The sequence below is a fragment of the Erwinia sp. GW821-FHT03D09 genome (assembly GCF_059420805.1).
In genome coordinates this window covers 40,908-62,766 of record NZ_JBWKUK010000005.1, presented here as the reverse complement: position 1 = coordinate 62,766, position 21,859 = coordinate 40,908, and the positions used below count along the sequence as shown (strand labels likewise).

Below are 21,859 nucleotides of genomic sequence, written 5' to 3'. Positions count from 1 at the left end.
AAGGGGCAACAGCAAAAAAAAATCGTTTTTATTGAAAAAAAACGGACCGGCGCAGGCCAGTCCGCATTAACTACGGTAAAAAAGCGGTTACTGCGCGTTCACCTGCTTTAACAGGACACGCTGCACCGACTCCCGTTTGAGCCATAAACCCACCAGTACACCGACACCGGCCAGCCCCAGCACGTAATAAGCCGGTGCCATCGGCGTCAGCTTCATCATCAGCGTGACCATGATCGGCGTCAGCCCGCCAAAAATGGCATACGAGAGATTATAAGAGAAGGAGATACCGGTAAAACGGACCGCGGGTGGAAAGGCCGACACCATCACGAAAGGCACCACGCCCACGACGCCAACGCACAGACCGGCCAGCGCATAGGCGCTGAACAGCCAGGCGGGAAACTCGGCGGCAACGGTGAAGAACGTCCAGCTGGCCACCGCCAGCAGCAGGCTGCCGATAATCAGCGTGGTTGCTGCACCAATGCGATCGACCAACGCGCCGGAGATAATGCAGCCGAAAATCAGCATTATCGTCGCCAGGCTATTGGCCTGTAAGGTCAGTGCCGCGGGCAGACCGTGGAGTTTTTGCAGCAGCACGGGTGCCATTAAAAGAACCACCACAATGCAGGCTGAGAGCAGCCATGTCAGCAGCATGGACACCACCACGCTCTGGCGGTGACTGGCAATAACCGTTTTCAGCGGCAGCTCATCCGATAAGGTCTTGCGCTGCTGCATTTGGGTAAATACCGGCGTTTCATGCAGCCAGCGGCGCAGGTACATCGCCAGCAGGCCAAAGGCACCACCGAGCAGGAATGGGATACGCCAGCCGTTCTCAGCAATAGCCTGCGGGGTCATGCTGGTATTAATCAATGTGGCAATCAATGAACCAAGAAGAATACCAAAGGTCAGCCCGGCGGTTAGCGTGCCGCAGGCAAAGCCCACGCGCTTTTGCGGCACGTGCTCGGCCACAAACACCCAGGCACCGGGAACCTCACCGCCGATAGCTGCTCCCTGCAGCACACGCATTAACAGCAGCAGAACAGGCGCAGCGATCCCCAGCGTCGCGTAGGTGGGCAGAAGCCCCATCACCAGCGTTGGCAGTGCCATCAGCAGAATGCTCAGGCTGAACATTTTCTTGCGCCCTTTACTGTCACCAAAGTGGGCCATAATCAGGCCGCCTAACGGGCGGGCAAGATAGCCGGCAGCAAAAATGGCAAAAGTTTGCAGCTGGCGTAGCCATTCAGGAATATCGGCGGGGAAAAACAGTTCGCCGATTACCGCTGCAAAAAAGACGAAGATAATAAAGTCATAGAATTCCAGCGCGCCACCGAGCGCCGCCAGAACCAGGGTTTTGTAATCCTGTCGGTTCAGAGGTCGAGCTTGTTCTTGAGCCATGATTCTTCGAGTAAATCCATAGTCAGAGAGAAGAAAAATAATTCACCTTGTAAAGCTATGCTTACTATAACGGCAATTATCTTCTACACCATACGGCACTGAATCTTATACCTGAGAATCCTGTTTTTTAGCTGTTTGTCTCGCGCCGGGCGCTTTTTGGCCTAAATGCTGCTACTACCTGTGGATTGGTCTCTATATAAGGCCCGTCAAGCAGTTGAATGCCGTAGGGCACACTGGCAAAAATACCGTGCACAACCGTCTCGCCCTGCTCATCCTTCAGCCCTTCCAGCGTCTCTTTGATCGATTTCGGCTGGCCCGGCAGATTAATCACCAGCGACTGTTTGCGAATCACACCAACCTGACGGGAAAGGATAGCGGTAGGAACAAAGTTCAGGCTGATCTGCCGCATCTGTTCGCCAAACCCAGGCATCTCGCGATCGGCAATCGCGAGTGTGGCATCGGGCGTCACATCGCGGCGAGCAGGCCCGGTGCCACCGGTGGTCAGCACCAGATGACAAAACAGTTCATCAACCAGCTCACAAATTGCCTGCTCAATCATCGGCTGCTCGTCGGGAACCAGCCGCTTCTCAATTTTGAACGGCGTCGATAGCGCTTCAGAAAGCCAGGTTTCCAGCGCCGGCAGGCCCAGATCCTGATAGATGCCATTTGCCGCGCGATCGGATACGGAAATCAATCCTATGCGTAGTGTATTCATTGCGTTATCACCATTTATACCGACTGAAATCAATGAGGTCGGTGTTTGTAAGTTTATCTTCGCTAAATAATACACTGAATTATGATAAACTTAAAAAAAAATCAGAGCAGGCTTTTACACTGTATATTTTTAAAAACATAAAAACACATCAAATAACAAAACAAAAAAACATCATAAGAAAATTAACAACATCCCTCTTTCGTAAAAGTTATAAAAACGCTTTTTTTGCGCAGAACAAAAGACAACATTAACTAATATACCTATATCATGTTAATTTCAGGAGGTGTGATTTTATATAACCATAATGAATTAGAAAAAATCAGGTACTTTTCATTAGCAAATGGCAAAGAAAGATAAATTCCCGAAAAGGAATAATCTTATTAATCAGGAATCAGAAATGAATAAGATCATTACGTTTAGTACGGCAGCGTCTTTAACAATTTTCAGTTATACATCTTTAGCTTCAACAAACGTATCCGGGGGAACAATTAACTTTACCGGAGCGGTAACGGATTCAACCTGCACTATAAATGGTAATAATCCAGCTTCGCTTTCAGTTGCACTGAATCCAATTACCACCGAGCAAGCCGGTACAGCTGAAGGACTAATTGATGCTGAGAAGAAAGCATTCTCTTTGGATTTCTCTAATTGTTCTTCCGCGCAGACAGCTGGTGCTGGAGAAACGAAACCCGCATCAACATTGAAAATTCAATTCTCATCATCCAATACAATTTCTAACGATGGAAAATATCTTATTAATCAGGAGAATGGGGCTAATGGACAGACAAATAATGTCGGAATTGCCATCGTTTTACAAGATTCAGAAACTCAACCCATAATGTTAAACCAGGCACTGGATACAAAGCTGGCAGGTAATACATCAAAACCCGACACGCTAAACTTTTATGCCAAATACTATAAAGTTGATACTAAACCTGCTCAGGCCGGAACGGTCAGAACAATGGTAACTTACAGCGTTTCATACCTTTAATTATCCTCTTCTATAAACTGAGCGATTGTTTCATGAGAAAATTCTTACTGGTAGCAGCATTTATTCCTTCTATTTCTCACGCCAACGTCATTATTAGTGCGACGAGAGAGATTTACCCCTCTGATAGCAAAGAGATCTCAGTACAATTGCTCAATAACGGCTCAGAACCGTCTTTGGTTCAGGCGTGGATTGATGATGGAGACGCAAACTCTACCCCAGAAACAGCAAACGTACCGTTTTTGCTCATGCCCCCTGTAGTTAAGGTTTCAGGGCACAGCGGGCAACAGCTTAAAGTAAAATATATCGGGGGAAATCAAGCTAAAGATCGCGAGTCTATTTTTTATTTAAATGTTTTGGATATTCCTCCTGAACCAGAAAACCTGCGAGGAAGAAGCGTTATGCAATTAGCCATAAAATCGCGTATAAAGTTCTTCTTCCGACCGACGGGACTAAAAATCTCCGCCAACAACATGATAAAAAAAATCAACCTCTATAACAAAGGTGGTCAGTTAACCATTGATAACCCAACACCTTATTTCTTAACAATTTCTGCAATCTCCCCAGATTCATCAAAAAAAAACCTGCTACATGAAGGATTAATGATTTCCCCGTTTTCTCAGAAATCGGTCACCATTAAAAACACGTTATCAGTAGGAAGTCGAGTTTCTGTTATTTATATCAATGACTATGGCGCAAGTATAAGTTCTGAAAAAGAAATAAGATAATGACTTGTCGTTTAATTAATAGAAAAGAAATATTATTTTTAATCCTTCTGATTCAGCACACTGCTTACGGGCTATCATTTAATACTGACTTTCTTCAGGGGAGATCCAAAAACTCGGATCTGTCACAGTTTTATAAAGACGGTGACGTGCCGCCAGGTATGTATGAGGTTGATATTTACGTAAACAGTGAATGGAAGGGGAATTATAAAAGTAAAGTCGTCAATAGCACTACTGATATTCGCATAAGTAAAACAGATTTCGATCGTTTAGGCATTAAGGAACTCTGGCAGGATAAGAAAAAAAATTCCGGAAATTCAGTGAATATCTACAAACTCCCGAACGGTATCAAAAGTAGTTTTGACTCTGGTCAGTTGCGCGTCAATCTTACCGTTCCTCAGGAGTCACTGAACACAAAATGGGAAGGCTACGTTGATCCTAAATTCTGGCAACAGGGAATACCCGGTTATCTTTTGTCCTATCAGGCAAATTATTATCATGCTGCCTCGCATCATCAAAAAAGTGAAGATAGTGCTTATATATCGTTGAATAGTGGCTTTAATCTGCTCGGCTGGCAACTGCGGGATAACAGCGTTTACAACTATTCATCTTCGGGTAAATCCCGGTGGAGCAACAATACGCGCTACATACAGCGTAATTTTAGTGAAATTGACTCACAACTTCGCGCTGGTGACAGCTATACTACATCTGATCTATTTGATTCCTATCGCTTTCGTGGTGTCAGCCTGGGTACCGATATCCGCATGTTCCCCGACTCATTGCAAGGCTTTGCTCCCGTAGTTCACGGCGTAGCTCAAACCAACGCGCTGGTTAAAATCATTCAAAATGGCGTATCTATCTATCAACAGACCGTTTCTCCAGGTCCCTTTGCGATAAATGATATTCTGCCAACGGGCTCCGGCGGGGATTTACACGTTGAAGTTGACGAAGCTGATGGGCGAGTACAGCGCTTTATTGTTCCCTATTCTTCGGTCCCCGATATGTTAAAGCCGGGAGTCAACGTTTACAACCTCGCCATGGGACAAGTGCGTATTCCCGGAGTTGGATCGCATCCGAATTTCCTTCAGGGGATCTGGCGTCGGGGGATCTCAAACCTCTTTACCCTTTATACCGGCGGCATTGGCAGCAATCATTATCACTCCGCCCTGATTGGCACAGGCTTAAACCTGCCTTTTGGTGCTATTTCACTGGATGCCACCTGGGCCAGCCAGGACTCCACACGGCATCAGCCAAAAAACACTGGCCAGAGTTATCGACTGGCTTTCAGTAAATTCATCGCCAGTTCAGGAACTAATATTGCGGTAGCTGCTTATCGTTATTCCACCGGAGGGTTTCTTACCCTAGAGGATGCAGTGCAAAGAGAAAGTAACGATAGTAAAAATATGGATTACAGTACGATCAATCAGAAGAACAGCCTCAATTTCAATATTAACCAGAATCTCGGCGGTGCAGCAGGTTCCTTCTTCTTTTCGGGGACGTTCAGAAACTATTGGGGAAACAGAAAGCCAGGTAAAGAGTACCAGGTTGGTTATTCCAACACCTTCCATGATATTTCTTACAATACTTCAGTCAGCCGAACACGGGATAATAAGTATCGTGAAGAGATGCGCTACTATGCCGGACTATCAATTCCATTTAGCGTATTTTCATCTCCCGTCTATTTGACGACCAACGCCACGATGGATGGAAAAAATTATACCAACAGCGATCTTGGCATCAGCGGTACCGCCGGAAAAAGCAATGAATGGAATTATAATCTTGATATGGCGAATAACCATGGTGGTGGCACTATGGTGAATACTAGCGCCAGCTATCGTGCTAACGCTTCAACGCTGAATGCCTCATACAGCCAGTCCTCTTCTTTTCATCAGACCGGAGTTGGTATGACGGGGAGTCTGGTGGCGTGGCGGGGAGGTGTGCTCTTTGCTAATCAGATGGGTGATACCTATGCTATCGTTGATGCCCCCGGGGTAGCCAACGCAATGGTAAACAGCGATGCCACCATTATGACAAACAGCCAGGGGAAAGCCTTAATTCCCTATATGTCCCCCTACCGTAAAAATGCTTTAACCCTCGATACAACAAATCCTGGCGACGGTACTCAACTGGTCGGAAATCGTAAGGACATCGTGCCCTATTCCGGATCGATTAATTACATTAAATTTGAAACAGACCAGAGAAAAACGTTTATTTTCCATGCGGTAGAAGGCAGTAATACACCATTACCTTTTGGTACCAGCGTCACGAATAGTCGAGGCGATGAGCTGGGATACGTTGGCCAGGGTAGCATTATTTTCATCCGCAGCAAACAGCTACCCGCACAGGTCATTGTTCGTCTGAGCAGCAGTAACGATCGTACCTGCACGGTTAGCCATCCGGATACGAAACTATCCGGGAATATTAATCATTGTCTGTAAACAACAGTGAGACTCCGAATGTATAGTATTACCCGTTTCCCGGCAGACAGAGTAAGGATAATTTTTTTCACACTACTGTTACTGTTTATCTCATTTCCAATAAAATCCTGGGCTAACTGTATACAAAAACATCCCATTTCAGCGATGCCAGCCTACTATGACGCCAGTGATGCATTGAATTTTACCGGATCTTCTTCTTTCTCAGAAACAACCCAGTATCCAGATACCTTCACCTGTACGATGCCAGCATGGGGGATCATTGGTGGCAAGAATTCGGTCGATAACTCTTCGCCTTATACTCAACAAACGCTTTATCTTAAGTTTCCTGGTGATGCTTATGTCAGCCTGCATATCAGCAATATATCTCCGCAGGAAACCCATCCTAAGGTCGGAGTAAATAAAGGTTCAGATATTGACGCCAATTTTACTGTTACGCTGAAATTAATGAAAACAGTACCAACAAAAAACGTCATGGTGGTCAATGATGATACTGCCAGAATAGCCCCCGTTGTTATTGCCCAGGACAGCACCGGATTAACAGTTCTTCAAAACGTTACCCGCATGATTAGCGATTTCGCCTATTTTGTTTTCAACTGGACGTGGCCTACTCATAACTACGATATTTACTACAAGCCACTGATGGTCCGGTTCATTAAGCGCGTTACCACCTGCAGTTTTGATGATGATAATAAGACTATCGTGATGAATGACATTAACATGTCCTCCCTGATTGCAGGAGAAAATGCCAAAAAGTTATTTACGCTTAATTTTAGCTGTGCCGGACAGGTTTACGGCACAACGTCGAGGGCGATCAGTGCCTATCTGAGCAGCAACAATATTTTACCCAACGATAACACCACGCTGATTTCTCCCGATCCTGGCAGCGCCACCGGTGTAGGCATTCGCATTCAGAAAGCCACCAGTGCAACGCCGATAAAATTCAGCGCGTCAACAACGGACATCGGTGATGCGACGCCACTATTTGCTTATGCCGCTCAGGAGCAGGTTCCAACGAATTTAACGATACCGATGTTTGCCTGGTACTACGTTTACAACAGACGACAGCTAAGCAGTGGGCCTATTCGCACAACGGCGGTGGTCAATTTTGTCTATGACTGAGGAATAAGACAGTGGCCCGAACGGGCCACCGTAAGAGCTAGCGGAAATATTACAGCAGGTCAGCAATCATCTTATCGAGTTTGCCCTGGTCAACGGCAAAGTTACGGATGCCTTCAGCCAGTTTCTGAACCGCCATTGGGTCCTGGTTGTGCTGCCACAGGAACTCAGACTCGGTCATTTTCGCCGGACGAGCTTTCACCTCACCGGTGTAAGACAGTTTGCGCTCAATGCTGCCTTCGGTCTCAGCCAGCTCTTTCAGCAGGCCCGGAGAGATGGTCAGACGGTCGCAGCCGGCCAGCTCAATGATTTCACCTACGTTACGGAAGCTTGCACCCATCACCACGGTTTCGTAACCGTGCTGCTTGTAGTATTCGTAGATTTCAGTCACGGAGATCACGCCTGGATCTTCAGCCGGCGCGTACTCTTTCTTATCGGTGTTGGCTTTGTACCAGTCGAGGATACGGCCAACGAATGGAGAAATCAGGTATACACCGGCTTCGGCACAGGCACGCGCCTGGGCGAAGGAGAACAGCAGGGTCAGGTTACAGTTGATGCCTTCTTTTTCCAGCTGCTCGGCGGCGCGAATGCCCTGCCAGGTCGAAGCCAGTTTGATCAGAATGCGGTCATTGCTGATGCCGGCATCGTTGTACAGTTTGATCAGGCTACGCGCTTTCGCGATGCTGCCTTCGGTGTCGTAAGACAGACGTGCATCCACTTCGGTAGAAATACGGCCCGGAACCAGTTTCAGGATCTCCAGACCAATGTTGACGGCCAGTTTGTCCGCAGCGAAAGAAACCTGCGCTTCTTTGTCGCTGCTCTGCTCACGCGCCCAGGTCACGGCTTCATCAATAAGCTTACGGTATTCTGGGATCTGGGCGGCGCTGAGGATCAGAGAAGGGTTGGTGGTTGCATCCTGCGGTTTGTAGAGTTTCATCGCTGCGATGTCGCCGGTATCGGCAACAACGGTAGTGATCTGACGCAGGGAGGATAATTTGTCCGTCATAGTTGTCATTCTCATCAAGGTTGAAACAAGGTTGATTTGTCAGGGTGTTGAAAATGTCTGCCCCGGATGATAGCACGCGTACCCTGCCATGCAACAACCATAAAACCCTGTGCCACAGGGGGATAAAACCTCAACACAAACGGGCTTTTTCCGTTTCTTTACGATGAAGCAGCAGATCTACCAATGACAGCGATTTGTCCTCTGTTAACACTTTTTTGCTACAGTATGCTCTGGCAATTTTTCGCGATGCACAAGGACCCCCCGATCATGTTGATGGTAATTTCCCCCGCAAAAACGCTGGACTATGAAAGCCCACTGGCGACCAAACGTTTTACCCAGCCCGCACTGCTTGAGGAGTCACTAAAACTGATCGCCGTTGCGCGTCAGCTTTCACCTGCGCAGATTGGCTCACTGATGCATATCAGTGACAAGCTGGCGATGCTTAACGCGGAACGCTTCAATGACTGGCAGCCGGAATTCACCCCGGAAAACGCGCGACAGGCTATTCTGGCGTTTAAAGGCGACGTGTACACCGGCCTGCAGGCGGAAAGCTTCAGTGAAGCCGACTTCGACTATGCCCAGCAGCATCTGCGCATGCTCTCCGGCCTGTATGGCCTGCTGCGCCCGCTGGACTTAATGATGCCCTATCGTCTGGAGATGGGTATCAAGCTGGAAAACCCGGCGGGAAAAGATCTCTACAGCTTCTGGGGCGAGCGGTTGACCCTGGCGCTGAACGATGCACTGGCCGCGCAGGGCGATAATGTGCTGGTGAATCTCGCTTCCGATGAATACTTCAAGTCAGTAAAACCTAAACAGCTGAACGGCGAGATTATCAAGCCGGTGTTCCTCGATGAAAAGAACGGCAAGTTCAAAGTCATCAGCTTCTACGCCAAGAAAGCACGCGGCCTGATGAGCCGATACATTATCCAGAACCGGTTAACGAAACCCGAGCAGCTGAAAAAGTTTGATGTCGATGGATACGTTTATGATGCCGACGGCAGCAAGGGGAATGAGTTGGTGTTTAAGCGGCGTGAAGTAGCTTGAAAAAAACGGAGTGGGCGATACCCTCTCCGTTTTGTCGCTGGTTAACCGACTGTGAGCGACTAATCAGCGAGATAGCGAAGTTTCCGCCCCGGCACAAATTACTTCTTCAGCAGGAACTCACGCAGGTCGGCAAACCCGGCTTTCATCTTATGCGACAGCAGCGGCAGATCGGCACGCTCGGCTAGTGCTTTCGGCAGAGGGATTTTGCGGTCGAGAATCTCTTCCACGCTTTCAATGAACTTCGCCGGGTGTGCCGTGCCGAGGAACAGACCAAACTCCCCATCCTGCAGCTGATCGCGCAGCAGGCGGTAGGCAATCGCCGCGTGCGGTTCAGAGATATAGCCCAGCTCGGCCAGCTCACGCATGGTCTCTTTGGTGGTTTCATCACTCACCGCACCAAAGCCCAGATCCTGCAAACGCCAGGTTTTACGGCGGAAGATCTCTTCCACGCGCGGCCAGTTGTTTGGCTGCGACACATCCATAGCATTAGACAGCGTGGCAACGGTGGCGTTTGGCGTCCACTGACCATCAACCAGGAAGCGCGGCACGGTATCGTTGGCATTGGTGGCGGCGATAAAACGCTTCACCGGCAGGCCCAGTGATTTAGCCAGCAGACCCGCGGTCAGGTCGCCAAAGTTACCGCTTGGCACCGAGATCACCAGCTGATTGCGTTTTTCCTGCGGCAGCTGAGCAACAGCTTCAAAGTAGTAGCAGATCTGCGCCAGCAGGCGGCTGATGTTGATCGAGTTCGCCGAGTTCAGGCCAATCGCCTTTTTCAGTTCTTCATCGTCAAAGGCCTGCTTAACCAGCGCCTGACAGGCATCGAAGTCACCGTCGATAGCGATAGTCTGGATGTTACCACCCAGGGTACAGAACAGTTTTTCCTGCAACGGGCTGATTTTACCCTGCGGATACAGGATCACCACGCGCACGTTTTCCATGCCGTAGAAAGCATGCGCCACGGCGGCACCGGTATCACCCGAGGTCGCGGTCAGAATAGTGATTTTCTCATCTGAATCGCTGACGTGGGAGAGCATCTGCGCCATAAAACGGCCGCCGAAATCCTTAAAGGCCAGTGTCGGGCCGTGGAACAGCTCCAGAGCAGCGATATCGTCAGTTACGCTGGCAACCGGTGCCGGGAAGGTAAAGGCGGTCTTCAGACGCGCCAGCAGCTGTTCTTTTGGAATTTCATCGCCGATAAACGCCGACAGGATCTTGCTGCTGCGAGTGACGAAGTCCTCCTCCAGCAGTGCATCAATATCGGTCAGCTCGAACTCCGGTAATTCCAGCGGAAAGAACAGGCCCTGCTGTGAACCCAGACCCTGCTTCACCGCCTGGGCGAAGCTAACCTGCTCGTTGTGATCCTTAAGATTGTACAGTTTCATGCGTTATCCCAGTTTACGTGCGCCTGCCGTATCTAAACGACAAATATGAACGAAGCCTTCATCATTTTGCAGATAGTTCTGGCGAAGCCAGTCCGCCATCCGCTGAGCCGTATCCAGCTGATTGCATACGGCAAACAGCGTCGGCCCTGAACCCGAGATCCCGCAGGCCAGCGCGCCGATATCGGCAGCGGCCTCACGCGCTTCGGCAAAGCCCGGCAGCAGTCGGGTACGGTAAGGTTCAGCAATCACATCCTGCATCAGCTTCGCGGCCAGTTCCGGCTGCTGCGTGTGGCAGGCATGAATAAAGCCGCCGAGGTAGCGGCCGTGGCGAATAATATCCTCTTTGCGATACTGCGCGGGTAAAATTGCCCGCGCCTCAGCGGTAGAGACTTTGATCCCCGGATACGCCATCACCCACAGCCAGTCATCAAAGCCTGGCACGGGCTGGCTGATAATGCCGTTTTCTTCCAGCATCAGCTGTATACCGCCCAGGAAGCACGGAGCCACGTTGTCGTAGTGCACGCTGCCGGAAATGCGCCCTTCCAGCTCGCCCATCAGCGCCAGCAGTTCGGTATCATTCAGCGGCTTACCGCAGAACTCGTTCATCGCCATCAGACCGGCAACCACCGAGCAGGCACTGGAACCGAGGCCGGAACCAATCGGCATATTTTTTTCCAGCGTCATGGCCACCGGTACGCGCTTGCCGATGGCTTCACAGAAGCGATCCCAGCACTGATAAACAATATTTTCTTTCGGATCGGCAGGCAGTTTGCTGACGAAACTGCCTTCATTGCGCAGGCTGAACTCGTCAGCCGCTTCCACGCTGACGCAATCGCCCAGCAGAGTACCATCGATCGGCGATACCGCCGCCCCCAGCACGTCGAAGCCGACGCTGGCGTTGCCAATTGAGGCAGGGGCATGAATCTTAACCATGTTTAAACTCCCAACTTCCACGACAGAGTGCGTAACAGATCGGCAAACACGCCCGCCGCGGTCACATCATTACCGGCACCGTAACCACGCAGCACCAGCGGAATTGGCTGATAGTAACGGCTGTAGAAGGCCAGCGCGTTTTCACCGTTTTTCACTTTAAACAGAGGATCGTTACCGTCCACGGCATCGATCTTCACTTTACAGACGCCGCCCTCTTCAATCGCACCGACGAAGCGCAGAACTTTACCCGCGTCACGCGCCGTTGCCACCCTTGCGGCAAACACATCGTCCAGTTCCGGCAGACGGGCCATAAAGGTATCGACATCGGCAATGGCGGTAAACTCTTCCGGCAGCACGGCTTCGATCTCAATATCTTCCAGTTCCAGCTGATACCCCGCTTCACGCGCGAGGATCAGCAGCTTACGCGCCACGTCCATCCCGGAAAGGTCGTCGCGCGGATCTGGCTCGGTAAAGCCCATCTCACGCGCCATATTCGTGGCCGCAGACAGCGACACGCCTTCGTCCAGCTTACCAAAAATAAACGAGAGCGAGCCGGAGAGAATACCGGAGAAGCGAATCAGTTCGTCACCGGCATTCAGCAGATTTTGCAGGTTCTCAATCACCGGCAGACCGGCACCGACGTTAGTATCGTACAGGAACTTACGGCGCGATTTCGCCGCCGCCGCGCGCATTTGCTGGTAATAGCTATACGACGAGGTGTTGGCTTTTTTGTTCGGCGTTACTACGTGGAAACCATCGGCCAGGAAACCGGCATACCGATCGGCAATCTGCTGGCTGGAGGTACAGTCAACGATCACCGGGTTCAGCAGATGATATTCTTTCACCAGGCGCTTCAACCTGTCCAGATCGAACGGCTCTTTTGCCGCCTGCAGCTGTTCCTGCCAGTTTTCCAGTTGAATACCGTGCACATTGGTCAGCAGCGCGCGTGAATTAGCAATACCGCAAACGCGCAGATCGATATGTTTATTCTTCAGCCACGCCTGCTGGCGGTGGAGCTGATCGATTAACGCACCGCCGACGCCGCCAACGCCGATGACGAACACTTCAATCACCTGATCGGTGGCGAACAGCATCTGGTGCACCACGCGGACGCCGGTGGTCGCTTCATCGTTACTGACCACCGCCGAAATAGAGCGCTCGGAAGACCCCTGGGCGATAGCGACGATATTAATGTTGGCACGCGCCAGCGCGGAGAAGAACTTGGCCGAAATGCCGCGCAGCGTACGCATGCCGTCGCCGACCACGGAGATCACCGCCAGCTGCTCCATCACATCCAGCGGCTCCAGCAGGCCGTCCTTCAACTCCAGATAGAATTCATCTTCCAGCACCTTACGGGCCCGCGACAGCTCGCTCTGGGACACGCAGAAGCTGATGCTGTATTCGGATGAGGACTGAGTGATCAGCACCACCGAGATACCGCTTCGGGACATGGTGGCAAATACGCGCGCCGCCATGCCAACCATGCCTTTCATTCCCGGGCCGGAAATGTTGAACATCGCCATATTATTCAGGTTGGTGATGCCCTTCACAGGCGTATCGTCATCGCTGGCACTGTCGCCGATTAATGTACCGGGAGCCTGTGGATTAGCGGTATTTTTTATCAGGCAGGGAATCTGGAACTGGGCGATAGGAGCGATGGTGCGGGGATGGAGAACTTTAGCGCCGAAGTAGGAAAGCTCCATGGCTTCCTGATACGACATCGACTTCAACAGCCTCGCATCTGGAACCTGACGCGGGTCGCAGGTATAGGCGCCGTCAACGTCAGTCCAGATTTCGCAACAGTCGGCGCGCAGACACGCAGCCAGCACCGCAGCTGAATAGTCGGAGCCGTTACGGCCCAGCACCACCAGTTCACCGCGCTCGTTACCGGCGGTAAAACCGGCCATCAGCACCATATTGCTGGCCGGGATTTTACAGGCAGCGATGCGGCGGGTAGATTCCGCAATATCTACGGTCGATTCCAGATAATGTCCAATCGCCAGCAGATTCTCTACCGGATTGATCACACTGACGCCGTAGCCGCGCGCCTGAAGCAGGCCTTCCATAATAGCAATAGAGAGTTTTTCACCGCGGCAGATGATTGCAGCATTAACGCTGTCCGGGCACTGTCCCAGCAGGCTAATCCCGTGCAGAACCTGCTTAAGCTGGGTGAACTCCTGATCGACCACGCCCTTCAGGCGGTCAAAGTCGAAGCCCGGCTGGGCATCGGCCAGTCCCTGTAACAGCTCAGCAAAAATACGCTCGGCATCGCTGAGATTCGGCGTGGCATCCAGACCACCGATGGTTTTTTCAATCATCGCCACCAGATGATTGGTAATTTTTGCTGGCGCGGACAATACGGTAGCAACCTGTCCCTGCTGTGCATTGCTTTCCAGAATGTCAGCCACACGCAGAAATCTTTCCGCATTGGCTACCGAGGTTCCACCGAATTTCAGCACTCGCATGTTCAAACTCTCCTGAATTTTCACGAAAAAAAAGCCCGCACTGTTCAGGTGCGGGCTTTTTCCTATTTTACTCTTTATGCGTCAGCCCGCACCGTTACCAGTGGTAATGGTGATGGTAATAATGATTGTGGTAATCAGGCTGTTTTTACGCATTTTAGATTTATCGTCTGTCTGTAAAATCTGTCGGCCTTCAGAAGTAAAGCAATTGCCCCTCTAAGTCAATTTTTTTATCGCCAGTGCCTTATCGGTGCGGCGATGTCAGTTGAGACAAATTTAGTTTGATGCCGATCTGTTCTGTTATCTCTGCGGAGGATGGCAGTAATTCACGCCATCAATCCGGTATTATCCAGCGTTTTTATCTGCCAGTTTTTTTTCCACGTCGTGAAGTAAACGATGCAGCATCGCCGTATCGCGCTGTTGAAGCAGACCAAGACGCTGCTGAAGCCAGTCCGCCAGTTTAACATCCCCCGCCACCTCCAGCGTCTCAAGCAGCTGCTGCGCACGCTGGCGCAGAGCGGCAAGCTGAGGAACTTCTGCCACGGGCTCTTCCGCCGCGCTGACCTGGCGCAGTGCGGACAGCTGATAGCAGTACACCATCACCGCCTGGCCCAGATTCAGCGACGGGTAATCCCCGGCCATCGGTACCCCGGTCAGCAGATCGACCAGATCCAGCTCTTCATTGGTCAGGCCACTATCCTCGCGGCCAAATACCAGCGCGGCGCTGCCAATCCACTGCTGCTTTTCTTCTAGCACGGTTTGTACCTGCTGCGGCGTGGCGTAGTAACGGAACTTTGCGCGGCTGCGGGCCGTGGTGGCAATACTGAAATCGATATCCTCCAGCGCGGCCGAAAGCGAATCCCAGCGGGTGGCATTTTCGAGGATCTCACTGGCCCCGTGGGCAACCCGTCTGGCCGCATCATCAAGATGTACATCGCTGCTGACAATACGTAACTCACTAAATCCCATGGTTTTCATCGCGCGCGCAGCGGCACCAACATTTTCGGGACGAGCAGGAGAAACAAGAATAAGAGGGAAACGCATAACTGCCTTTATTATTGACAAAACCAGGACGGATACTTTGCCATGCCGAAGGCGCAAATGACAGACGCTGATATTTAACAACTCGCCAACAGCAGTGTGGTAGCAATTTAAAAGATGAAAATATGATGTTACACTAGCAATCTGTTGAATAAGCAACAAAAACCTGATGTTACGCAAATAAAACCAATTTTATCAACTAATTAACAATCATTAAATGTATAACAGACGTTAGATTAACCTCTCATGCTTAATCGTTAGCATTTGGCTCTGTTTGTGAGCTAAGCTGGCATTCTGGGAAGAGTTTTTCACAAAACTGTTAACGTGCTACAATTGGTTTGATATAAGTCAACTAAGCGTTACTTTATTGCTTAATGGATGTTGCCAGTGCTGTTATGTTGCCGTTATTGCAGTTAGGATATATGCCGTATTTGCACTGCCGGGGCATTCAGACGCCACCCGTTTGGCTACGCTGATCATGTTGTTGACAGTAACTAAGGTGTATCAAGAAAATTATTCTGTACTGCTGTTCTTTTATCGCTGATTTTTAACATCAGCCTCGCGACGGCGGTATGTCCTGTTCCAGTTTTGTTAGCAATTTTAGGTAGCGAACACATGCAGACCCCGCACATACTTATCGTTGAAGACGAATTAGTCACTCGTAATACACTCAAAAGTATTTTTGAAGCCGAAGGCTACATGGTTTATGAAGCTACGGATGGTGCCGAAATGCACCAGATCCTGACGGAAAATGACGTCAATCTGGTGATTATGGACATCAATCTGCCCGGTAAAAATGGCCTGTTGCTGGCTCGTGAACTGCGTGAGCAGGCTAATGTAGCTCTGATGTTCCTGACCGGGCGCGACAACGAAGTCGATAAAATCCTTGGTCTGGAAATTGGCGCAGATGACTATATCACCAAGCCGTTTAATCCACGTGAACTGACCATCCGTGCCCGCAATCTGCTGTCGCGTACCATGAATCTGGCCGCGGTGAGCGAAGAGCGTAAACTGGTAGAATGCTACCGCTTTAACGGCTGGGAGCTGGATATTAACAGCCGCTCGCTGATCAACCCGCAGGGCGAACAGTACAAACTGCCGCGCAGCGAGTTCCGTGCGATGCTGCACTTCTGCGAAAACCCGGGAAAAATCCAAACCCGCGCGGACCTGCTGAAAAAAATGACCGGTCGTGAACTGAAACCGCACGATCGCACCGTTGATGTCACCATCCGCCGGATTCGTAAACATTTCGAATCAATTCCTGATACACCTGAGATTATCGCCACTATTCACGGTGAAGGTTATCGCTTCTGTGGCGACCTGGAAGATTAACGGAAAACGTATTAAATATGTAGGGGCCGAAATTATTCGGCTCCTTTTTATCATCTGGAAATCAAATGGTTCCGCAGATTACTTTCCTCCCCACGGAATAATTGGTACCGCACTAAGTGCATTTTTTGGCGAGCCGTCAACAACTTTATCGGAATAACTCAGATAGATTAAAGCATTACGATTTTTGTCATAGAAACGGACAACCTGCAGCTTTTTAAATACCAGCGAAGTACGCTTGCGGAAAACCACTTCTCCGTTTGATTTCCCCTGCATGATTTTATCGGAAAGCGTAATAGGACCAACCTGCTGACAGGAAATTGCCGAGTCCGACGTATCCTCGGCAAGCCCCAGCCCCCCCTTGATGCCACCGGTTTTCGCCCGGCTCAGATAGCAGGTCACATTCTTCACATCCGGGTCATCAAATGCTTCTACAACAATTTTATGATCGGGGCCAAATAATTTGAAAACTGTATCAACTGAACCAACCTCTTCAGCCTGTAAAGAGAAGGAAACCAGTACGACTGAAGCGACTATTAACAATTTTTTAATTGTCATGACGTTACCATTTCAAAGAAAATAGCTGACATTATAAGTCATCTTGGGTGACATACATAGCTCACAGCTACTCACGCGAACTATTCAATGAGCAATTGATTTAGCACATTCTTAAAACTATAACCGCGTACTTTAATTTTACATTTAGTGCTACTATCCACCGACTTTGCTTTATTTATTGCAAAACTGAACTGAGTAGAATGAGGACGATTTAATGGACCAAGCCAGTATCATTCGAGATTTGCTTGTCTGGCTGGAGAGCCACCTGGATCAACCGCTGTCGTTAGATAACGTCGCGGCAAAGGCGGGTTATTCAAAATGGCATTTGCAAAGAATGTTTAAAGATGTCACGGAGCATGCCATTGGTGCATATATTCGTGCGCGTCGTTTGTCAAAAGCGGCGGTTGCCCTGCGGTTGACCAGCCGTCCGATTCTGGACATTGCTTTGCAGTATCGTTTTGATTCTCAACAAACCTTTACCCGGGCCTTCAAAAAGCAGTTTAGCCAGACTCCAGCGTGGTATCGCCGTTCATCTGACTGGAATGCTTCAGGGCTTCGCCCGCCCATCCGCCTGGGAGAATTTAAACTTCCGGAACCAACATGGGTTAGCATGCCTGAAACAACATTACTGGGACAAACGCAGAGCTATACCTGCACGCTGGAACAGATTTCCCGTTTTCGTGATGATATGCGCGTGCATTTCTGGCGCCAGTTTCTGACCGAAACGGATACGGTTCCACCGGTGCTGTATGGCCTGCACCAGTCGCACCCCAGTTCTGAAAAGGATGATGAACAGGAAATACTTTATACGACAGCCGTCATGCCCGACCAGAACACAAGCCAGCTACAATCGGCACAGCAGGTCACACTGGAAGGGGGAGACTATGTACAGTTTACCTATGAGGGTTCGACCGGCGGATTGCAGGAATTTGTACTGCTGCTGTATGGCACCTGTATGCCAATGCTGCACCTCACACGACGCAATGGTCAGGATATTGAGCGCTTTTACACCCACGGTGGTAAAAAGCGCGCTGAACCACCGACTGAAATTCGCTGCGAATATCTGATCCCTATCCGGCGTGCGCCGGAATAAATGGGAAACAGAAAGGGCCAGTCGCCCCGGCCCTTTCTGTTTAGCGCTGCAGCTCGTCAAGCGCAGGTTCGTCAAGATGAGTGATATCGCCTGCGGTTTCCACCACCCAGCCGGATGCCAGCCACGGGCTTTCCTGATGTTCGATGCGTGAGATTGAGCAGTTGCGTAACCTCAGCCGGCGCTCTGCATTAGCAGGCAGGCCCAGAATGGTACTCAGCAATACGCCCAGCGCCATACCGTGGCTGACCAGCAGCGGACGGCTCCCGGCAGGCAGTTCAAGGCAGGCGTTGAGAACCTGATGCATACGCTCGGCCATCTCGCTCATCGATTCTCCCTCAGGGATACGCCCATCCACGGTGCCGTCCACCAGCGTCTTACGCCAACGTTCTTCTTCCGGTGTGAGGGAATCCAGCGCACGCTGTTCCAGTACGCCCATGTTCAGCTCGCGCAGGCGCGAATCGACGGTAACATCGCAACCGCAGGCATCGGCAATAATCTCAGCGGTACGGCGGGTACGGCCCAGATCGCTGGCGATGACATGGGTAATGCCGAAGCTTTTAACCCGCTCTCCCACCTGATGCGCCTGTAATTCTCCTTTTGCAGTCAGCGCGCTGTCTGACTGCCCCTGAATGCGCCGCGCGGCATTCCACAACGTTTCTCCGTGGCGAACAAGATAGACCTGTAACATACGTTTTTCCGTTATACTGCGATTATTTACGTAAAGGGTTCAACCAATTATGTACCATGTTGTCGCTGCTACCAGCAATCCAGCCAAAATTAAGGCAATTTCCCAGGCTTTCAGCGATATTTTCGGAGAAGGATCCTGCCATATTGAGGGTGTTGAGGTCGATAGTGGCGTAGCGGCGCAGCCCATAACAAATACAGAAACGCGAACTGGCGCACGCCAGCGAGTAATGAATGCCAGACAAGTCCGACCTGAAGCCGACTTCTGGGTGGCGATTGAGGCCGGAATCGAAGATGATACGGCGTTTGCCTGGATGGTAATTGAGAACCATAAGCTACGCGGCGAATCCCGCTCTGCCAGCTTTACGTTGCCGGCGATCGTAATGAAAGGCATTCATGGAGGGCGTGAGCTGGGCGAAGAGATGGCGCGCCTGAGCGGCATTGATAATATCAAACAGAAAGGCGGCGCTATTGGAGCTTTTACCGCAGGGCATCTGACCCGCACCAGCGTTTACCATCAGGCGCTGATCCTCGCCCTCTGCCCGTTCCATAACGACATCTACAGCCAGCCGGTTTAAACCCGATCGCTGCCGTTCAGCAGCTGCGCTTCCAGCCAGGCTTTCAGGGCCGGTGGCGCGCTTTTCAGGCTGTTCGAACCCCGAGTAATGGTGGCGATACCGGCGCCCAGCTCATTTTTCAGCTCGCGCTGGCTCATTTCACCACGCATCAGCTCCTCCACAATCCGCAGCCGGGTACCCAATGCTTCACGCTCATCCGGGGTCAGCATCAGCTGTAGCAGCGGCAGGTGCAGCTCACTCTGATAGGCGCGCTGCATCAACACAACAAAGCGCAGCCAGTCTTCATTTGGGGGTTCAACGGATACCGGAACAGGAGAATCATCGGTCATGATGGGCAACCATACTATTTAACTAGTACAGAAGTGTAGCATCATCCCCGCCATACTTGAAGCCGCAACTGCTATCAGCCGCTGCGGCCCGGAAAGCACCTTAATAACGCTGTTGCCACTCGCTGTCGGCAAACAGCTTGTCCGGCTTATTGAGGAAATAGCGGTAGTAAGCGTCATACGCCAGCACGTTTTTCACATAGCCGCGCGTTTCTGAAAACGGAATCGTTTCGATAAAGGCCACCGGATCTAAACGCCCGGCGCTGTTACCCTGCCAGGTTCTCACCCGCCCCGGACCGGCGTTGTAGGCCGCTGAAGCGAAAATACGGTTCTGCCCGAACTGTTGATAGACCGATTCCAGATACTGCGTACCAATCTGGATGTTGGTTTCCGGATCTAACAGCTGACTACTGTTGCTGTATCCGCTAATACCGAATTTGGTCACCGTATGCTGCGCGGTTGCAGGCATCACCTGCATCAAACCGGATGCCCCCACCGGCGAGCGGGCTTTCGGGTTCCAGGCGCTCTCCTGGCGCGCAATGGCCATCGCATAGCTTTGCGGAATACCTTTGCCACTGATGTAGCGCTCAAACTGGCTCTGCCAGGCCAGCGGGAATCGCTCCTGCAGGCTGTTCCACAGCTTACCGGCAATGGTCGCCTGCACGCTAAGATCCCACCAGCCCTGCTTCAGGGCATAGCTGGCCAGCATCTGCTGCTGACCGGCGGTACGGCTGCCGATCAGATAGCTCCACTCGCTGCGCGCCAGATTATCCATACCCCAGTACATCAGCTCGCGTACGCGGGCAATTTCAGGGCCGGTGGTCAGTGCGCCGTCAATTGCCGGAGCCTTATCGATCTGCAGCGGATACTCCACGCCCAGGCGCTGTGCGGCCACCATCGGATAAAAGCCGCGCTCCTGCATCAGCTTACGCAGAATGCCTTCTGCTTCATCATTGCGCCCGCGCTCCAGCAGCAGGTCGGCCTGCCAGTACTGCCACTCGTCTTTTTCCTTGGCTTCCACCGGCAGGCGAGCCAGCCAGGTATTTAAGCCACGGCGATCGTTATTGCCCAGCGACATCCGCACCCGGCGCTCAATCAGCGAGGTTGAATCGCTGCGCATCACCACGCCATCACGCCAGCGGCCCTGCTCGCTGGTAACATCGTTGCCCATTAGCCGCCAGGCTACCGCTTCTTTCAGCTCCTGCACCTGCTGCTCGTCCAGTTTTTGCTGCACGGCCAGCGACGGGATCATCTGCCGGGCCTGCTCCGCATCGCTGCGCGCCACGCTGGCAAAAGCAATCGCCGTCGCCTGGCGAGTAAATTCCGTCGGTCCTACACTGGCCGCAAAGGTTTGAATGGTCATCGGGTCGTTTTGCAGATTCATCACCGCGCTGGCAATCGTCTGATAATCCTCCGGCAGCTGCTTCGCCAGATAGTTAACCAGGCTACCGTTGCCCGCCTTCATCGCCAGGCGAATACGCTCCAGCGTAGTGATAGGATTTTGCTGCCCCGCCTGCTGCCAGACGCTAAACAGTTTGTCGCAGGTGGCGGGTAGCGACGAACCGGTCAGCCAGATCTCTTTTGCCCCCTGCCAGGCGACCTGCTGCTCTCCCGTTGCCCATTTGGCGTAGTACCAGTTACAGCGCGCGGCTACCTGTTTCGGAGCCTGGGGGCTGAACACCAGCAGCCCACGCCAGTCTTCACGGCGCGCCAGCTCGTTGACAAAGCGGGCGGGCAGCGAACGCACGGGTGGCAGCGTCGGATAGCGCTGAATAAACGCGTTCACCGCCAGCCCGGTTTCCTGGCCCAAATCCTGAGCGAGCTGGCGATACTCCAGATAGGGATAGAGCGGATAGTCCCGTAGGGTGGGCATCAGCTGCGCCACGGTATCCATCTGTTTGCTATCCCAGGCCTGCTTAATCTGCAAATACCGGGTACGCTGTGCATCCAGCGAATCCGCCTGCACGCTGCCTGCTGCCATTACCAAACAGGATGCTACTGTCCACAACTGCCACTTGTCCGCCATGACCTTCCCCACCTTACTTT

Annotated in this window: 20 protein-coding genes and 1 other annotated feature; of the genes, 8 read left to right on the top strand and 12 right to left on the bottom strand. The window is 51.3% G+C overall.

Annotated features, from left to right (window positions below; genetic code table 11):
• Positions 1–87 precede the first annotated feature (87 nt).
• On the bottom strand, positions 88–1,392 hold the full coding sequence (locus tag AC07U6_RS06125; RefSeq protein WP_494761512.1) for an MFS transporter: 1,305 nt from the start codon (positions 1,390–1,392) through the stop codon (positions 88–90).
• A 127-nt stretch (positions 1,393–1,519) separates the two neighbouring features.
• Positions 1,520–2,107, bottom strand: a complete 588-nt coding sequence (gene mog / locus AC07U6_RS06120) for a molybdopterin adenylyltransferase (RefSeq protein ID WP_494761511.1) — start codon at positions 2,105–2,107, stop codon at positions 1,520–1,522.
• A 397-nt stretch (positions 2,108–2,504) separates the two neighbouring features.
• Here mog and AC07U6_RS06115 point away from each other — a divergent pair, with 397 nt between their 5' ends.
• The 4 genes from AC07U6_RS06115 to AC07U6_RS06100 are packed head-to-tail and all read left to right on the top strand — an operon-like array spanning position 2,505 to position 7,377.
• Complete coding sequence (locus AC07U6_RS06115; protein ID WP_494761510.1) at positions 2,505–3,098, top strand: fimbrial protein; 594 nt, start codon at positions 2,505–2,507, stop codon at positions 3,096–3,098.
• Positions 3,099–3,130: 32 nt separating this feature from the next.
• Complete coding sequence (locus tag AC07U6_RS06110) at positions 3,131–3,823, top strand: fimbrial biogenesis chaperone (protein ID WP_494761509.1); 693 nt, start codon at positions 3,131–3,133, stop codon at positions 3,821–3,823.
• The gene (locus tag AC07U6_RS06105; protein WP_494761508.1) at positions 3,823–6,258 is read left to right on the top strand and encodes a fimbria/pilus outer membrane usher protein; all 2,436 of its coding nucleotides are present in this window, start codon (positions 3,823–3,825) and stop codon (positions 6,256–6,258) included. Before AC07U6_RS06110 ends, AC07U6_RS06105 begins: the two co-directional genes overlap by 1 nt.
• Positions 6,259–6,276: 18 nt before the next feature.
• A complete protein-coding gene (locus tag AC07U6_RS06100) occupies positions 6,277–7,377 on the top strand; it encodes a fimbrial protein (protein ID WP_494761507.1) in 1,101 nt (366 codons plus the stop codon).
• Between the two features lie 49 nt (positions 7,378–7,426).
• Here the strand turns inward: AC07U6_RS06100 and tal are convergent, their stop codons facing one another.
• Positions 7,427–8,380 (bottom strand): transaldolase, encoded by a 954-nt coding sequence (gene tal / locus AC07U6_RS06095; RefSeq protein ID WP_105594784.1) that lies wholly within the window; start codon positions 8,378–8,380, stop codon positions 7,427–7,429.
• Between the two features lie 267 nt (positions 8,381–8,647).
• On the opposite strand from tal, the gene yaaA reads away from it, so the two are divergent.
• Entirely contained in the window at positions 8,648–9,424 is a 777-nt protein-coding gene (gene yaaA, locus AC07U6_RS06090; protein WP_494761506.1) for a peroxide stress protein YaaA, read from the top strand.
• Between the two features lie 98 nt (positions 9,425–9,522).
• Here yaaA and thrC read toward each other — a convergent pair whose 3' ends face one another.
• From thrC to AC07U6_RS06065, 5 genes are all read right to left on the bottom strand, one after another.
• Positions 9,523–10,809, bottom strand: a complete 1,287-nt coding sequence (gene thrC, locus AC07U6_RS06085) for a threonine synthase (protein WP_494761505.1) — start codon at positions 10,807–10,809, stop codon at positions 9,523–9,525.
• Positions 10,810–10,812: 3 nt separating this feature from the next.
• The gene (gene thrB / locus AC07U6_RS06080; RefSeq protein WP_494761504.1) at positions 10,813–11,742 is read right to left on the bottom strand and encodes a homoserine kinase; all 930 of its coding nucleotides are present in this window, start codon (positions 11,740–11,742) and stop codon (positions 10,813–10,815) included.
• 2 nt (positions 11,743–11,744) lie between these two features.
• Positions 11,745–14,207, bottom strand: a complete 2,463-nt coding sequence (gene thrA, locus AC07U6_RS06075; RefSeq protein WP_494761503.1) for a bifunctional aspartate kinase/homoserine dehydrogenase I — start codon at positions 14,205–14,207, stop codon at positions 11,745–11,747.
• A gap of 24 nt (positions 14,208–14,231) precedes the next feature.
• Positions 14,232–14,353: a sequence feature (Thr leader region), on the bottom strand.
• Complete coding sequence (gene thrL, locus AC07U6_RS06070; protein WP_494764433.1) at positions 14,289–14,360, bottom strand: thr operon leader peptide; 72 nt, start codon at positions 14,358–14,360, stop codon at positions 14,289–14,291. Its footprint overlaps the feature before it by 65 nt.
• A gap of 189 nt (positions 14,361–14,549) precedes the next feature.
• Positions 14,550–15,248, bottom strand: a complete 699-nt coding sequence (locus tag AC07U6_RS06065; RefSeq protein WP_494761502.1) for a tRNA/rRNA methyltransferase — start codon at positions 15,246–15,248, stop codon at positions 14,550–14,552.
• 612 nt (positions 15,249–15,860) lie between these two features.
• Between AC07U6_RS06065 and arcA the strand changes: the two genes are divergently transcribed.
• Complete coding sequence (gene arcA / locus AC07U6_RS06060) at positions 15,861–16,577, top strand: two-component system response regulator ArcA (protein ID WP_105594790.1); 717 nt, start codon at positions 15,861–15,863, stop codon at positions 16,575–16,577.
• Between the two features lie 78 nt (positions 16,578–16,655).
• On the opposite strand, the gene creA is transcribed toward arcA, so the two are convergent.
• Positions 16,656–17,132, bottom strand: coding sequence for a protein CreA (creA, locus tag AC07U6_RS06055; protein WP_494761501.1), 477 nt, complete (start codon positions 17,130–17,132; stop codon positions 16,656–16,658).
• A 214-nt stretch (positions 17,133–17,346) separates the two neighbouring features.
• Between creA and robA the strand changes: the two genes are divergently transcribed.
• Entirely contained in the window at positions 17,347–18,225 is an 879-nt protein-coding gene (gene robA / locus AC07U6_RS06050; RefSeq protein WP_494761500.1) for an MDR efflux pump AcrAB transcriptional activator RobA, read from the top strand.
• Between the two features lie 40 nt (positions 18,226–18,265).
• On the opposite strand, the gene gpmB is transcribed toward robA, so the two are convergent.
• Positions 18,266–18,913 (bottom strand): 2,3-diphosphoglycerate-dependent phosphoglycerate mutase GpmB, encoded by a 648-nt coding sequence (gene gpmB / locus AC07U6_RS06045; RefSeq protein ID WP_494761499.1) that lies wholly within the window; start codon positions 18,911–18,913, stop codon positions 18,266–18,268.
• A 49-nt stretch (positions 18,914–18,962) separates the two neighbouring features.
• On the opposite strand from gpmB, the gene yjjX reads away from it, so the two are divergent.
• Positions 18,963–19,487 carry an inosine/xanthosine triphosphatase gene (yjjX, locus tag AC07U6_RS06040; protein ID WP_494761498.1) on the top strand — a complete coding sequence of 175 codons (525 nt, stop codon included), beginning with the start codon at positions 18,963–18,965 and terminating at the stop codon, positions 19,485–19,487.
• On the opposite strand, the gene trpR is transcribed toward yjjX, so the two are convergent.
• Together trpR and sltY are read right to left on the bottom strand one after the other, a co-directional pair.
• A complete protein-coding gene (trpR, locus tag AC07U6_RS06035) occupies positions 19,484–19,816 on the bottom strand; it encodes a trp operon repressor (RefSeq protein ID WP_123336420.1) in 333 nt (110 codons plus the stop codon). The genes yjjX and trpR overlap by 4 nt on opposite strands.
• A 100-nt stretch (positions 19,817–19,916) precedes the next feature.
• Positions 19,917–21,839 carry a murein transglycosylase gene (gene sltY, locus AC07U6_RS06030; protein WP_494761497.1) on the bottom strand — a complete coding sequence of 641 codons (1,923 nt, stop codon included), beginning with the start codon at positions 21,837–21,839 and terminating at the stop codon, positions 19,917–19,919.
• Positions 21,840–21,859 lie beyond the last annotated feature (20 nt).